Genomic DNA, 14,670 nt, shown 5'->3' with positions numbered 1-14,670 from the left:
GTGTTCATGCGGGTTTCGCGGGGGTTCCCCGCGTGCGCGATTGCGCCAGGAGTTCGCGCAATCGCTCCAGCACCGCCGGGTCGCCGGGCGCGCGTGCCGCCAGATCGGCAATTTCGCTGTCATGCCTGAGTTGTTGAAGCTGCGCCAGTATCCGGCGGGTTTCGCCCCAGTCGTAGTCCACGCCCTCCAGCACTTCGGCAAACTGCGCCACGGCATGGTGCTCATGGGCATGGCCGCGCAGGCCCTCGCGCAGCACGGCCCAGGATTGCGGGCCATGCTCATGCAACTGGCTTTCCAGCCAGGCAAACAGCGGCCCGTGCGGCGCCGGAAGGCTGAGCAGCAACTGGTGCTCCTCGGTGCTGAGCCGGTCCCAGCTTTGCGGATCGGTCAGCAGCAGCCTGAGCACCCGGTCCTCGCGGCTGGTCGGCAGGATGCGGCCCGTCACGCGGCGCGGCGCGGTGCCGGAGGGGAAAGGCTTGCGGCCGAACTTTCCCGGCTTGCCGGGTGGCGCGGACGGTGACGGTGCGTAGCCGGAAGGCTGCGAAAAGTAGGGCTCCGACGATGCGTAATCAGGTTCTTCATGCAGGCCCATGGGCGGATAGTCGCCGAACTCGGGCATGCCGTGGTCCAGCTCGGGCGCAGGATGTTCGGGCCGCAAGGCGGGCGATGGCGGGGCACCGGTTTTTTTGTAATACGGTTTGCGTCCGCCCGATGCCGACTGCCAGAGCTGCAGCAGTTCGCGGCTGTCGATCATCACCTGGTCGGCAATCTCGGCCAGCAGTTGCGGCTTGAACGCGCCTTCGGGCAGCGCGGTCCAGAGCGGCCGTGCGTTGCTGGCCATGTGCGCGCGGCCCTCTGCGGTGTCCAGGTCGCAGCCTTCGCCGGCAGCTTCGAGCAGGAAGCGGCTCAGCGGCACCGCCTTGCTGACATAGGCGGCAAAACCTTCCTGGCCGTGCTCTCGGATGAAGCTGTCGGGGTCGTGTTCGGCCGGCAGAAACAAAAACTTGACGGTGCGCACGTCGCTGGCAAAGGGCAGGGCGGCATCCAGCGCCTTGCGCGCCGCGCGCCGGCCGGCGCTGTCGCCGTCAAAGCTGAACACCACCGAATCGGTGAAGCGAAACAGCTTTTGCACATGCTCAGGTGTGCAGGCCGTTCCCAGCGTGGCGACCGCATTGGGAAAGCCCAGCTGCGCCAGCGCCACCACATCCATGTAGCCTTCGGTGACCAGCGCGTAGCCGTGCAGGCGCAAGGCGGTGCGCGCCTCGAACAGGCCGTAGAGCTCGCGGCCCTTGCTGAACACCGGTGTTTCGGGCGAATTGAGGTACTTGGGTTTGTCGTCGCCCAGCACGCGGCCGCCAAAACCGATGCATTCACCCTTGACGTTGCGAATCGGGAACATGATTCGGTCGCGGAATCGGTCATAGCGCTTGGCTTCGCCAGCGGCGTTTGCTTCGCCGGGCTCGCCGGTGATGACCAGCCCGCTTTCAACCAGCAAGGGGTCGCCGTAGTCCGGAAATACACTGGCTAGCGCCCGCCAGCCTTCGGGCGCATAGCCAAGGCCGAAGGTCCTGGCGATTTCGCCTGAAACTCCGCGCTGCTTGAAATACTGAATCGCCCGTTCTGATGTGCGCAGACTCTTGATGTAGGCCAGGCCGGCTTTTTCCAGCACGCTGGTCAAGGTGGCCTGCTGCTCGCGCACCTGCGCTGCCTTGACCCGGTCTTGCGGCGAGATGTCGTCCTCGGGCACCTGCAGGCCGTATTGCTGGGCCAGGTCTTTCACCGCCTCGATGAAGCTCATGCCGGCATGGTCCATCAAGAAGCTGATGGCGTTGCCGTTCTTGCCGCAGCCGAAGCAGTGGTAGAACTGCTTGGACGGGCTGACGCTGAAGGACGGCGATTTTTCGCCGTGGAACGGGCACAGGCCCATGAAGGTGGCGCCGCCTTTTTTCAGCTGCACGTAGCGGCCGACGATGTCGACCACGTCGGCGCGTGCCAGAAGCTCCTGGATGAATGATTGGGGTATGGCCATGGGTCGCAAAAGTTGAAAGCCAATTTAAGCACAGCTGCCTACAAAGCTTTGCGTGTAAGGCACCCTGCGGTCGGCCCAGCCGCCGCACATAATCAAAACCCCTCTTTTTTCACCTGCGCTCGCCCGCGCAAACGCTCAATGATCCTTGAACCGCAGGCCGCTTATGTGCTCCGCCATCCCGGCGCTTTTGCGCTGCAGATACTCAAGGGCTTTCGCGCCAACCAGGGCCTGCTGCTGGCCGGCGCGGTGGCTTATTACGCCTTGCTGTCGATTGTTCCGCTGCTGATCCTGATCGCGATTGCGCTGTCGCATGTGGTGGACCAGGCAGCGCTGCTGGCGGCGCTTGGCCGCTACATCGGCTGGCTGGCACCGGGCGAGTCCCGCTTCATCGTCAACGAACTGACCAATTTCCTGGCGCACCGCGATGTCATGGGCTGGGTCCTGCTGGCCACCATGCTGTTCTTCAGTTCGCTGGCGTTCACCGTGCTGGAAAACGCCATGTCGGTGATTTTTTTGCACCGCGTGGCGATCCGGCGGCGGCATTTCCTGGTGTCGGCCGTGCTGCCGTATTGCTACATTTTTTGCCTCGGTCTGGGTTTTTTGCTGGTGACGCTGGTGGCCGGAAGTTTTCAGGCGCTGGGCGACAAGAGCATCGAGTTCCTGGGCGCCAGCTGGTCGCTGAGCGGATTTTCTGGCGTGCTGCTTTACCTCTTGGGCCTGACCGGCGAGATCTTCGTGCTGACCTCGGTCTACATGGTGATGCCGGTGGGCCAGTTGTCGCTGCGCCGGGCGCTGATGGGGGGCGTGACGGCCGCGCTGCTCTGGGAAGTGACGCGCCATGTGCTGGTCTGGTACTTTGCCACGCTGTCGCAGGTCGGCCTGGTGTATGGCTCGCTGACCACCGCCATCGTCGTGCTGCTGAGCCTGGAAATTGCCGCCACCTTGCTGCTGCTGGGCGCGCAGGTGATCTCGGAATACGAGCGGATCGCGGAAGTCGTACCCGATGCGCCGGCCCAGCCGCTGGAAACCGGTCCGGCGAAGCCGTGAACAGCGCCTCGATACTATTGAAAAGATAGCTGCCTTCGCCCGCCAGTCATGCGGGGAAGGCAGTTTTCACCATCAATCGCCCATTACCAGACCTTCACGCCGGGGATCGGCGCCGCCCAGCCACAGCGTCATGCCGTGGGCCTGGCCGCGTGTGATGGCCTGCAGGCCGCTGGTCATGGGCTGCTCGCGCACTTCGGCGCCGCGTGCGCGCAGCGCTTCGACGGTGGCTGGCGCAAAGCGCTTTTCTTCCAGCAGCGTCGGCCCGTTCAGCGACGCGAAGTTGGGCAGGTCAATCGCCTGCTGTGGCATCAAGCCCCAGTTCAGCACGCCGTACAGCGTCTTGGCGGTGAAGTGGATGATCAAGGCGCCGCCGGGGCTGCCGCCGCTCATGACGAGCTGGTTGGTATTTTTGTCGAACACCAGCGTTGGCGCCATCGACGAGCGCGGCCGCTTGCCGGCCTGCACCCGGTTGGCGACTGGCTTGCCTTCGGCGTCCGTGGGCGCAAAGCTGAAGTCGGTCAGTTCGTTGTTCAATAGAAAACCGCCGGCCTTGCCGGTGCCGCCGTCGGTCATCAGTCGCGAGCCGAACTGGTCCTCGATGGTCGTCGTCATGGCAATCGCATTGCCGAAACTGTCGACGATGCTGATGTGCGAGGTGCCGTATTCAGGCTGCTCAGGCATGGCGGCATGCGCCGTGCTGACCGCGCCGGGAACGCCGGGCTTGGCGGTTTTCATGCTCGGGCCGGTGGGCTGGATCAGCTTGGCGCGCTCGCTCAGGTAGGCGGGCGCCAGCAGGCTCATCCAGTTGCCGCCGGGCGGCTGGACGAAGTCCGGGTCGCCCAGGTACTGCGCCCGGTCTGCAAAGGCCAGGCGCGAGGCTTCGGTGTACAGGTGCAGCCAGTCGGCCGATGGCGTGGGTCCGGTGGTGCCGGGAACGCCGCCCATGCCGGTCACCAGCCCCAGCGTGGCGGCTGGCGTGTTGTTCAGGATGCCCAGGATCTGACCGATGGCGATGGCGCCTGAACTCGGCGGCGGCATGCCGCACAGGCGGTAGGTCTGCGCCTTGACGGCGTAGTCGGAACAGATCGGGTCGCGTTTTTTCGCCTGGTAATTGGCCAGGTCGCTGAGCGCGAGCTTGCCCGGATTGCCAGGGTGGCCCTGCACCTTGGTGACGATGGCCTGCGCGACCGGGCCGGTGAGCAGCGCGTTCGATCCCTTGCCGGCGATTTGCCGCAGCACCTCGGCCAGCGCCGGGTTGCGCAGGGTGGCGCCGGCATCGACCGAGGTGCCGTCTGGCTTGTAGAAATAGGCGGCAGCCGTCGGGTCGTTCTTCAGGTATTTCTCGTCCTTGAGCAGCGTGCTGAGCCGTGCGCTGACCCGAAAGCCATTGTCGGCCAGCGCGATGGCCGGCGCGAAAAGCTGCGCCCAGGGCAGCTTGCCGTATTGCTTGTGCGCCATCTCCAGCATGCGCACCGTGCCGGGCGTGCCGACCGAGCGGCCGCCGACCACGCCGTCGTAAAACGGCATCGGCTTGCCGTCCGCGCCCATGAACAGTTTTTCATCCGCTGCCATCGGCGCCGTCTCGCGGCCGTCAAAGGCTTCCACTGCCTTGCCATTGGAGTGCAGCAGGAACGCGCCGCCGCCGATGCCGCTGGACTGTGGCTCGACCAGGGTGAGCACCATCTGCACCGCGATGGCCGCGTCAATCGCCGAGCCGCCGGCCTTGAGGATCTGGTAGCCCGCATCGGTCGCCAGCGGATTGGCGGCGGCGACGGCGAACTTCATGGCGGCCCAGCCGGGCTTGGGCGTGAAGCCCGACGAGCCCTCGGGCTGCTGCGTGGGCGCGCTGTACGCAAACGGGCTGGTCGGAGAACTGGCGCAGGCCGCCAGCAAGGCAGTCAGGGCAACGGAAGTCAGCAGGCGTTTCATGCAATCTCCTCTGGAAGTGGTGAGGCGCCATGGTACGTGACGCGACACCGTCTGCAAAGGAAAGCGCACGATTTATTTAGCCATTCAGGCCGCCTGCGCAGGACAGGCGGGCGCGGCCAGCTATCAAAAAGAAAGCAGCCGCAGCGCCGCCCGTTGCAGGCGGCGCGGGAGTTTTTAACGCGGTGCCAGGCGGATGGCGCCGTCGAGGCGGATCACTTCGCCGTTGAGCATGTCGTTTTCAAAGATGTGCTTGGCCAGCTTGGAATAATCCTGCGGCGTTCCCAGGCGCGAAGGGAAGGGCACGGCGGCAGCCAGCGAGTCCTGCACGTCCTGCGGCATGCCGAACATCATCGGCGTGCCGAAAATGCCGGGGGCGATCGTCATGTTGCGGATGCCGTTGCGCGCCAGGTCCCGGGCAATCGGCAGCGTCATGCCGACCACGCCGCCCTTGGAGGCGCTGTAGGCGGCCTGGCCCATCTGGCCGTCGTAGGCGGCGACGGACGCGGTGGAAATCAGCACGCCGCGCTCGCCGGTGGCTTCGGGTTCATTCTTGGCCATGGCTTCGGCAGCCAGGCGGATCATGTTGAAGCTGCCGACCAGGTTGACGGTGATGGTCTTGGTGAAAGTCGACAGCGTGTGCGCGCCGTTCTTGCCGATGGTCTTTTCGCCCGGTGCGATGCCGGCGCAGTTGACCAGGCCCATCAGCTTGCCCATGGACACGGCCTTGGCCACCACGGCCTGGCCGTCGGCTTCCTGGCTGACGTCGCACTTGACGAAAGCCGCATTCGCTTCGCCGAGTTCCTGGGCGATGGCTTCGCCTTTTTCAGCCTGCATGTCGGCAATCACGACCTTGCCGCCGTTGGCGACCAGCATGCGCGCCGTGCCTTCGCCCAGCCCTGAAGCGCCACCGGTGACGATAAATACCTTGCCTGCGATGTCCATGGGATGTTCCTTGAAATTGAAAGGTTGAAAAAAAGGGAAAGGGAAGTCTGGCCAGCGGTTTGACGTTTACGTTAACGTCAATCCAGCCGCCAATTATCGCGCATGAAAAAGCCCGGCTGTCTTTCAACGGCCGGGCTTGCGCTCAGGGATGGACCGATGATCCGGTTATTTGTAACCCACACGGTCGAGCATCTGCTGCACCTTGACCTGGTTCATGCCGACGACACTGACCGGAATAGTTTCGGACTTGAAGCTGCCGCCGGTCATGGCCTGCAGGGCCGGGTTGCTGACCTTCACGCTGGACACGGCGGGCCATTCGTTGTTGCCGTTGGCAAAATAGTTTTGCGCCTCCGGCGTGGCCAGGTATTCCATGAACTTGACCGCATTGGCCGTATTTTTGGCATTCTTCGCCACGGCGGCGCCGGCAATGTTCACATGCGTGCCCCAGGTTTGCTGATTGGGAAACACCACGCCGACGCGCTCAGCCACGAGTTTGTCCTCTGGCGCGTTCGACCGCATGATGCGCGCCAGGTAATACGAGTTGGTCAGCGCCACGCCGCATTCACCGCTCGCCACGGCCTTGATCTGGTCGCTGTCGCCGCCCTTCGGGTCGCGCGCCATGTTGGCGACCAGGCCCGCAAGCCATTGCTCGGCCTTGGCTTCGCCCAGATGCTCGGTGACGGCTGAAAACAGCGACAGGTTGTAGGGGTGCGCGCCCGAACGGGTGCAAAGCAGCCCCTTGTTCTTCGGGTCGGCCAGTTCCTCGTAGGTATCGACGTCGGCCTTCTTGACCTTCAGCTTGTCATACACCACGACGCGGGCGCGCGTGGAAAAGCCGAACCAGGTCGTGCCTTCAGGGCTTGCCTTGGCCCGCAGGTTGAACGGAATCGCTGCTTCAAGCGTGGGCGACTTGATCGGCTTGAACAGGCCCTCGACATCGCCCTTCCAGAGGCGTGCGGCATCGACCAGCAGGATCACGTCGGCGGGCGACGCCGCGCCTTCGGCCTTCAGGCGCGCCAGGATGCCGGCATCGTCGGCATCAACGCGGTTCACCTTGATGCCGGTGGCCTTGGTGAAATTGCTGTAAAGCGCCTCGTCGGTCTGGTAGTGGCGGGCGGAATACAGGTTGACCACCTGTTCCTGGGCGCTTGCGCTGTTTGCAACACCGAGTAAAGCTGCGGCGGCAAAGGCAAGACCTGTGAAAATTGGCACTCTCTTGATCATGTTGAAAAATTCCTGAAGGCTTGAAAGTTGATAAGTCTAATGCAAATGCGAATTAGTCGCAATTCCTTTTCGGTCAAAAACCGTACCTTGATACGGGCGGCCAGCGTGCCTGCCTGCAAGCCCTGGCTGAGCCGAATGGGCGCGCTGGTCTTGCTGCCGGCATTTCTGTTCGCGGGTTGCTCCTCGGTGCCTGTGGTGCCTGTCAAACCCGTGGTGCCGGACGCAAACACGGCGCCGGTCGTCAAAAAGCCTTTGAAGATTGGCCTGGCGCTGGGCGGCGGCGCGGCGCGGGGCTTTGCCCATGTCGGCGTGATCGCGGTGCTCGAAGAAGCCGGGCTGCGGCCGCAGATGGTGGTGGGCACCTCGGCTGGCAGCCTGGTCGCGGCGATTTACGCGACCGGCAAGACCAGCGCGCAGCTGCAGCAGACCGCCTTGGGCATGGAGGAAGTAGCGATGACCGACTGGATGCTGCCGATCATCGGCAAGGGCGTGTTTCGCGGCGATGCGCTGGGCCGCTACGTCAACCAGCTGGTCGGCGGCCGCCTGATCGAGAACATGGCGATTCCGCTGGGCATCGTGGCCACCGACCTGGGCAGCGGCCAGGCGGTGCTGTTTCGCAGCGGCGACACCGGCACGGCGGTGCGGGCGTCGAGCGCGGTGCCGGCGGTGTTCGTGCCGGTCAGGATCAGCGGACGTGAATATGTCGATGGCGGCCTGGTGTCGCCGGTGCCGGTGCGCTTTGCCCGGCAAATGGGCGCCGACATCGTGATCGCGGTGGACATTTCGAACTCGCCCGAAGGCAACCCGGCCGATGGCACCTTGCAGATCTTGTTGCAGACCTTTTCCATCATGGGCAAAAGCATCAACCAGTACGAGTTGAAGGAAGCCGATGTGGTCGTGCGGCCTTCGCAGGCAGGGCTCAAGAGCGCCGATTTTTCGGCCCGCAAGCTGGCGATTGAATCGGGCAGGGCGGCGATGCTGGCGGCGCTTCCGGCGCTGAAGGCGCGGCTGGCCACTGGCATCGCGTCCAGCCATTGAATCCCTTTTCGGATTTGCTCATCTTTCGATAGCTGTTCATGCCCGCTGCGCGTGCGAAAAAGGCTGATTTGACCAAAAAAAAGCCCAGTCGCGAGACTGGGCTTGAACGGAACCGCGAAACCAGACGTTTCTGCAAGGAACCGAGGAGACAACTGGTAGAACCCGTCGCTGGCGACGGGTTTCAGGAGCAGGCTCCGTGAGCTTTCAAGTTGCGCCTGGCAACTTGAGAAGCCCGCTGGAAATTAACGCTTCTTGGAAACACCCTTGGTGGCGCTCAAGGCGGACTCGGACACCGTGTTGAAGTTGGTTTCGGCCATGTCGCCGGCTTGCTTGACGGCTTTTTGCACCGACTCGAAGGCCGTGTTGGCGGCGGTCATGGCGCTTTTCATCATGGTCACTGCGGTTTCAGAACCGGCAGGTGCATTCTGGGTGGCGCTTTCGACCAGGTCGGCGAACTTCTTCTGGGCTTCGGCGGTCTGGCCTTCAAAGGTCTTGCTGATTTCAGCACCGGCGGACTGGGCGATGTCATACAGGTGACGGCTGTAGGCAGCGGTCTTTTCAGCCAGGGGCTGGACCATGCTGGCTTGCAGTGCCAAGAGTTCCTGTGCGTCCTTGACGCCCATGACGGCTTGTGCGTTGTTGGCGGTTTCTGCCAGGGCAGCCTTGGTGGCTTGCACGTTCAGTTCAACCAGCTTTTCAACGCCTTCGAAGGCTTTCTGGGTCAGGCCAAACAGCGTTTCGATGTTTGCTTTGTGGGAAGCCATGAGTTGTTCAGCAGTCAGCATAAGTAATCTCCGTAAGTGTAGTTAAGGTAAATAGTTGCTTTGCGCTGAATTGCTGCACTGCAACATGGAATTGATTATAGGAGAAACCTGTCCTTTTGCAAACATATTTTGCTGCAATGCACCAATCTAGACAGGTTACTCTGATCTGATTCGTTATTTCAGGATCAAGTTTCGTGCAAGCCTTCTACGCCGATCATTTTGTCCTGCCGCTGCCCGCCGGACACCGCTTTCCCATGCCAAAGTACCAGCTGCTGCGCGAGCGGCTGGCCGGTGAACTGTCCGAGGTGCGTCTGGGCGAGGCGCCGGCGGCCAGCGATGGCGAACTGGCGCTGGTGCATACGCCGGCTTATATAGAGGCCATCGCCCAGGGCACGCTGCCGGCGCCAGCGCAGCGCGAGATCGGCTTTCCCTGGAGCCCGGCGATGGCCGAGCGCGCCAGGCGTTCGGCCGGCGCCACCGTGATGGCGGCGCGGACGGCCCTGGGGCTGGCGCCGGGCGCCCGGCCCGAAGGCATTGCCGCCAATCTCGCGGGCGGCACCCACCATGCCTACGCGGGCAAGGGCGGCGGGTTCTGCGTCTTCAACGACTCGGCGGTGGCTGCGCGGCTGATGCAGGCCGAATGGGCGCGGCGCCACCGCCAGGCGCGCCTGCCGCTGCAGGTCGCGGTGATTGACCTGGACGTGCATCAGGGCAATGGCACGGCCAGCATTTTTGCCGGCGATGCCAGCGTGTTCACGCTGTCGCTGCATGGCGAAAAGAACTTTCCGTTCCGCAAGGATGCCAGCGACCTGGATGTCGAGCTGCCCGACGGCTGCCTGGACGCGCCCTACCTGCAGGCGCTGGAACAGGCGCTGGACGAGCTGGAGCGGCGCTTCGAGCCCGGCCTGATCTTGTTCCTGGCCGGCGCCGACCCGTTCGAAGGCGACCGCCTGGGACGGCTGAGCCTGAGCTTTGACGGCCTGGAGGCGCGGGACCGCCGGGTGTTCGACTGGGCCTGGCAGCGGCGCATCCCGCTGGCTTTTTCGATGGCCGGCGGCTACGGCGTGAACATCGACGACACCGTGCAGGTGCAGGTAAACACCTACCGCGTGGCGCTTGAATATTGGCGCCGCTGGCAAACGGCCGGCTGAAGCGCTGGCAAAATAGCCTTTCCATGAGCTTGACACCCCGCCCCCAGCCCGAATACCGCAGCGACTACCGGGCCTTTCGGGCCATCGGCACCCGCTGGTCCGACAACGATATGTATGGCCATGTCAACAACGTCGTTTACTACAGCTGGTTCGACACCGCCGTCAACGGCCTGCTGATCGAGCGCGGCGCGCTCGACATCCATGCCGGCCCCGTGATCGGCCTGGTGGTGGAAACCCGCTGCAACTATTTTTCGCCGCTGGCCTTTCCCGAGCCAGTGGTGGCCGGCATTCGCGTGGCGCATGCCGGCGCCTCCAGCGTGCGCTATGAAGTCGCGCTGTTCTCGGCCGACGCTAGCTTGCCGTGCGCCGCCCGGGGCCATTTTATCCATGTGTATGTCGACCGCGCCACGCGCCGGCCGGCTGCCTGCCTGCCGCCTGAATTACTGTCTGTCCTGGAGATGCTGAAATGAACCCAACCGATTCCTCCGCCCACCCTGTCGTCGCGGGCGACTTTGCGCTGGAGGACGCGCCGAACAGTGCCTGCCAGCCGCCCGTCAACGCGGTGGACCGCGCCATCGAAAGCCGCCAGTCGATGCGCGAGTTTTTGCCGGCGCCCGTGCCACGCGCGCTCATCCTGCATCTGCTTGAACTGGCCAGCCGCGCCCCGTCGGGCACCAACACGCAGCCGTGGAAAGCCTATGTGCTGCAGGGCGCGAGCAAGGACAGTCTGGCTGAAAAGGTCTGCCGCGCCCATGACGCGCTGCGTGACAACCCGGCGCTGGCGGCCGACTACCGGGAGGAATACGACTATTACCCTGAAAAATGGGTGTCGCCCTACATCGACCGCCGGCGCGAGAACGGCTGGGGCCTGTACGGCCTGCTCGGCATCACCAAGGGCGACAAGGACAAGATGCATGCGCAGCACCAGCGCAACTACCGGTTTTTCGATGCGCCGGTCGGGCTGATGTTCACCCTGGACCGGGTGATGGGACGCGGCTCGCTGCTGGACTACGGCATGTTCATGCAGAACCTCATGGTCGCCGCGCGCGGCCACGGCCTGCACACCTGTCCGCAGGCCGCCTGGAACGGCTTTGCCAAGATCATCATGCCGCACATCGGCGCGGGTGAGCAGGAAATGCTGGTCTGCGGCATGTCGCTCGGCTATGCCGACGAATCGGCGCTGGTCAACACCTTTCGCACGCCTCGCGTCAGTGCTGCCGAATTTACAACCTGGCTAGATTGAGCCAGTGACCTTTTCCGTCGTCCAGCTGCTCGGCGGGCTGTCTTATGCGACCACGCTGTTCCTGATGGCTTCGGGGCTGACGCTGATTTTCGGCGTCACGCGGATCGTCAATTTCGCGCATGGCAGCTTTTTCATGCTGGGCGCGCTGTTCACCGCGCACTGGGTCACGGACTGGTTTCCGGCCTGGGGTGGCAGCGCGCCGCTCTACCTGATTGCTATTCTTTTGGGAGCTGCCTGCGCAGGACTGGCGAGCGCAATTGCCGAATTTCTCTTGTTAAGGCGAATGTCGGGCGCGCCCGAGCTGTACCAGCTGGTCGCCACCTTCGGCCTGAGCCTGGCGATGCATGACGCGATGCAGTGGGGCTTCGGGCCCGACGAGGTGTTCGCGCCGCGTTTTCCGGGGCTCAAGGGATCGGTGCAGATCGGCGACGAATTCTTTCCCGTGTACCAGCTGGCGATGATCGCGCTCGGGCCGCTGGTCTGGCTCGGCCTGCATGTGCTGTTGCGGCGTTCTTTGTTTGGCCAGCGGTTGCGCGCCGCCACGCAGGACCGCGACATGCTGGCCGCGCTGGGCGTCAACCCCAAGCCCCTCATGCTGGGCGCGGTGGTGCTGGGCTGCGCGCTGGCCGGGCTGGGCGGCGCGCTTCAACTGCCGCGCGAACCGGCGCACCTGCAGATGGACATGAACGTGATCGTCGAGACCTTCGTGGTCGTCGTCACCGGCGGACTGGGCAGCATTGGCGGCGCCTTTGTCGCCGCGCTGCTGATCGGCTTGGTGCATGCCTTCGGCACCGCCTGGTTTCCGCAGGCGACGCTGGTGGTGGTGTTCCTGACCATGGCGGTGGTGCTGGTGTTCCGGCCGCAGGGGCTCAAGGGCGGGCCGGCCGCGTCGCTGGAGCACGGCGGCAACCGGGAGCCGGCGCAGAAGTTTCGCGGGCTTGGGCTGGGGCGCGGCTCGACCTTGCTGATCACGCTGGCCTTTGCCTTGCTCGCCGCTCTGGCCTGGTCCGGCGGGGCCTACTGGCAGGCGCTGGCCGCCGACGGCTTGATCCTGATGATTTTCGGCATCAGCCTGCAGTCCATGATGGCGCTGGGCGGGCTGGTCAGCTTTGGCCATGCGGCGTTCTTTGCGCTCGGCGCTTATGGCGCGGCGCTGTCGCACAGCCTCTGGGGCGCCACGCTGCCGGTCGCTTTGGCCGTGGGCTGCGGCGCGGCGCTGGCCGTAGCTAGCGTGTTCGGCGCGGCGGTGGTGCGCAGCAGCGGCGTGTACCTGGCGATGCTGTCGCTGGCGCTGGCGCAGGTGGTCTGGGCCGGCGCGACGCAGTGGGTGGGCCTCACGGGTGGCGACAACGGGCTGATCGGCCTGCGGCTGGTCAGTGATGACGGCCGGCCGGTGTTTTACCTGCTGCTGGTGGCGCTGGCGCTGGCGGCCGTGTTCGCGCTGCGCTACCTGGGCCGCTCGGTGATGGGTGCGGCGCTGCAGGCGGTGCGTGATGCGCCGCTGCGCGCAGCCGCGTCCGGCCTGTCGGTGGGCTGGCTCAAGTACCGCGTGTTTGTCGAAAGCGCGGTGCTCGCCAGCCTGGCGGGCGGGCTGTTCGCAGCGCACAAGGGCGCTGTTTTCCCTTCGCTGGCGGCCGTGTCCACGTCGGTCGATGCGCTTCTGGAGGTGCTGCTCGGCGGCGTGCACCAGCTCTGGGGCGCAGTCGTGGGCAGCGTGGTGCTGACTTACCTAGGCGCCGAACTGGGCCGCGAAGTGACTTACTGGCGCGGCCTGCTGGGCGTGTTCATCATGCTGATCATGGTGGCTTCGCCGTCCGGGCTGCTGGGTCTGCTGTCGCGCTTCAGCCATCGGCGCCAGCGTGTCATCGAAGGGAAGCGCTGATGCTGCAGGTTCAAGGGCTGGTCAAGCATTTTGGCGGCATCCATGCGGTCGATGGCGTGAGCTTCGACGTTGCGGCGGGTGAATGCGTGGCGCTGATCGGCCCCAATGGCGCCGGAAAATCGACCTGCTTTGCCTGCATCGCCGGCCAGTACCCACTGACCGGCGGGCGCATCCTGTGGAACGGCCAGGCGCTGGAAAAACTGGCGCCAGCCGCGCGCCTGCGGCACGGCGTGGCGCGCACCTTTCAGGTGGCGCAGGTCTTTGAAGCGCTTAGCGTGCTACAAAATGTGCAGCTGGCTATCGAGGCCAGCCGTGCGCAAAAGGCCATTTCGGCCTTCAAATCGCTGGACCGGCAGTCGGTCGAGGCAGCGATGGCGCTGCTGGTCCAGACCGGCCTGCGCGAATCGGCGGATGACGACGTTTTGAGCCTGGCCTACGGCGCCAAAAAGCGGCTTGAACTGGCCATCGCGCTGGCCGCCGCGCCGAAACTTTTGCTGCTCGATGAACCCGCCGCCGGCCTGGCCGAAGCCGAGCGCGCCAGCCTGATGCAGCTGGTGAAAACGCTGGCAGGGCAGGGCATGGCCGTGCTCTACACCGAGCACAACATGGACGCCGTGGCCGGCGTCGCCGACCGGGTGCTGGTGCTGATCGAGGGCCGGCTGGCCGCGCAGGGCTCGTTTGACGAGATTTCCCGCGATGCCGAAGTGCGCCGGCTCTACCTGGGCGATGGTCTGGGCGATGACGGCGACGGCGTGAATATCAAAGGAGCGGCGCATGCTTGAAATCGACCGGCTCAGCGCCTTCTATGGCCAGGCGCAAGCCCTGTTCGAGGTGTCGCTGCGCGTGGCGGCCGGCGAGATGGTCGTGCTGCAGGGGCTGAACGGCGCCGGCAAATCGACGCTGCTCAAGGCGGTGATGGGGCTGGAAGTACGCACCGAAGGCGCGATTCGTTGCCAGGTGCCGTCCGGCCTGGCGGCTGTCGAACGCTGGGAAACCCACCGTCGCGCGCAGGCCGGGCTCGGCTATGTCGCCGAGGACCGGCGTCTGTTCACCGGACTCTCCGTGCGCGAAAACCTGCATGTCGCCGCCGGCCGCGATGCCAAGGCCCATGAAGCCCGGGCGCTGGACCTGTTTCCTATCCTCAAAACCCTGCTCAACCGGCCCGCCGCGCAGATGAGCGGCGGCCAGCAGCAGATGCTGGCGATTGCCCGAACCCTGATGACCGGCCCGAAGGTCCTGCTGCTCGACGAGCCCTGCGAGGGCATTGCGCCGGTGCTGGTCGCGTCGATCCGCGATGCGCTGCTTGCTTTGAAGCGCGAAGGCATGGCGCTGCTGCTCGTCGAGCAAAATCGTTTGCTGGCATCGCGCGCCGACCGCTTGCTGTGGCTGGTTGCGGGTAAAGTCAGGGGCTCGTGAAAAAA

The 14,670-nt window shown here is 64.7% G+C and carries 13 protein-coding genes; 8 read left to right on the top strand and 5 right to left on the bottom strand.

Going from position 1 to position 14,670, the window contains the following annotated elements:
• Positions 1-4: 4 nt before the first annotated feature.
• Complete coding sequence (dnaG, locus tag EC86_RS0109065; RefSeq protein ID WP_029525337.1) at positions 5-2,029, bottom strand: DNA primase; 2,025 nt, start codon at positions 2,027-2,029, stop codon at positions 5-7.
• Between the two features lie 138 nt (positions 2,030-2,167).
• On the opposite strand from dnaG, the gene EC86_RS0109060 reads away from it, so the two are divergent.
• Positions 2,168-3,076 carry a YihY/virulence factor BrkB family protein gene (locus tag EC86_RS0109060; RefSeq protein WP_029525336.1) on the top strand — a complete coding sequence of 303 codons (909 nt, stop codon included), beginning with the start codon at positions 2,168-2,170 and terminating at the stop codon, positions 3,074-3,076.
• Between the two features lie 72 nt (positions 3,077-3,148).
• Here EC86_RS0109060 and EC86_RS0109055 read toward each other — a convergent pair whose 3' ends face one another.
• The 3 genes from EC86_RS0109055 to EC86_RS0109045 all read right to left on the bottom strand — a co-directional run bounded on the left by EC86_RS0109055 (position 3,149) and on the right by EC86_RS0109045 (position 7,171).
• The gene (locus EC86_RS0109055; protein ID WP_029525335.1) at positions 3,149-5,005 is read right to left on the bottom strand and encodes a gamma-glutamyltransferase family protein; all 1,857 of its coding nucleotides are present in this window, start codon (positions 5,003-5,005) and stop codon (positions 3,149-3,151) included.
• 174 nt (positions 5,006-5,179) lie between these two features.
• Positions 5,180-5,947, bottom strand: a complete 768-nt coding sequence (locus EC86_RS0109050) for a 3-hydroxyacyl-CoA dehydrogenase (protein WP_029525334.1) — start codon at positions 5,945-5,947, stop codon at positions 5,180-5,182.
• A 165-nt stretch (positions 5,948-6,112) separates the two neighbouring features.
• Positions 6,113-7,171: a Fe(3+) ABC transporter substrate-binding protein gene (locus tag EC86_RS0109045; RefSeq protein WP_029525333.1), complete on the bottom strand. Its 1,059-nt coding sequence runs from the start codon at positions 7,169-7,171 to the stop codon at positions 6,113-6,115.
• A gap of 135 nt (positions 7,172-7,306) precedes the next feature.
• Between EC86_RS0109045 and EC86_RS0109040 the strand changes: the two genes are divergently transcribed.
• Positions 7,307-8,209, top strand: coding sequence for a patatin-like phospholipase family protein (locus tag EC86_RS0109040; protein WP_051676140.1), 903 nt, complete (start codon positions 7,307-7,309; stop codon positions 8,207-8,209).
• A gap of 242 nt (positions 8,210-8,451) precedes the next feature.
• Here the strand turns inward: EC86_RS0109040 and EC86_RS0109035 are convergent, their stop codons facing one another.
• A complete protein-coding gene (locus tag EC86_RS0109035) occupies positions 8,452-8,994 on the bottom strand; it encodes a phasin family protein (protein WP_029525331.1) in 543 nt (180 codons plus the stop codon).
• A gap of 173 nt (positions 8,995-9,167) precedes the next feature.
• Here EC86_RS0109035 and EC86_RS0109030 point away from each other — a divergent pair, with 173 nt between their 5' ends.
• From EC86_RS0109030 to EC86_RS0109005, 6 genes are read left to right on the top strand one after another with little or no spacing between them, the layout of a single operon-like run.
• Positions 9,168-10,124 carry a histone deacetylase family protein gene (locus EC86_RS0109030; protein WP_029525330.1) on the top strand — a complete coding sequence of 319 codons (957 nt, stop codon included), beginning with the start codon at positions 9,168-9,170 and terminating at the stop codon, positions 10,122-10,124.
• Between the two features lie 23 nt (positions 10,125-10,147).
• The gene (locus EC86_RS0109025; protein WP_029525329.1) at positions 10,148-10,594 is read left to right on the top strand and encodes an acyl-CoA thioesterase; all 447 of its coding nucleotides are present in this window, start codon (positions 10,148-10,150) and stop codon (positions 10,592-10,594) included.
• The gene (locus tag EC86_RS0109020) at positions 10,591-11,367 is read left to right on the top strand and encodes a nitroreductase (RefSeq protein WP_029525328.1); all 777 of its coding nucleotides are present in this window, start codon (positions 10,591-10,593) and stop codon (positions 11,365-11,367) included. The genes EC86_RS0109025 and EC86_RS0109020 overlap by 4 nt, the downstream gene beginning before the upstream one ends.
• A 4-nt stretch (positions 11,368-11,371) precedes the next feature.
• Entirely contained in the window at positions 11,372-13,249 is a 1,878-nt protein-coding gene (locus EC86_RS0109015; protein WP_029525327.1) for an ABC transporter permease, read from the top strand.
• A complete protein-coding gene (locus EC86_RS0109010; protein WP_029525326.1) occupies positions 13,249-14,031 on the top strand; it encodes an ABC transporter ATP-binding protein in 783 nt (260 codons plus the stop codon). Before EC86_RS0109015 ends, EC86_RS0109010 begins: the two co-directional genes overlap by 1 nt.
• Positions 14,024-14,665 (top strand): ABC transporter ATP-binding protein, encoded by a 642-nt coding sequence (locus EC86_RS0109005; RefSeq protein WP_029525325.1) that lies wholly within the window; start codon positions 14,024-14,026, stop codon positions 14,663-14,665. Before EC86_RS0109010 ends, EC86_RS0109005 begins: the two co-directional genes overlap by 8 nt.
• The last annotated feature ends 5 nt before the right edge of the window (positions 14,666-14,670 follow it).

This window comes from Polaromonas glacialis (assembly GCF_000709345.1).
GTDB lineage: Bacteria > Pseudomonadota > Gammaproteobacteria > Burkholderiales > Burkholderiaceae_C > Polaromonas > Polaromonas glacialis.
The sequence above is the reverse complement of the archived record's forward strand: the minus strand, read 5'-3'. Positions and strand labels throughout refer to the sequence as shown.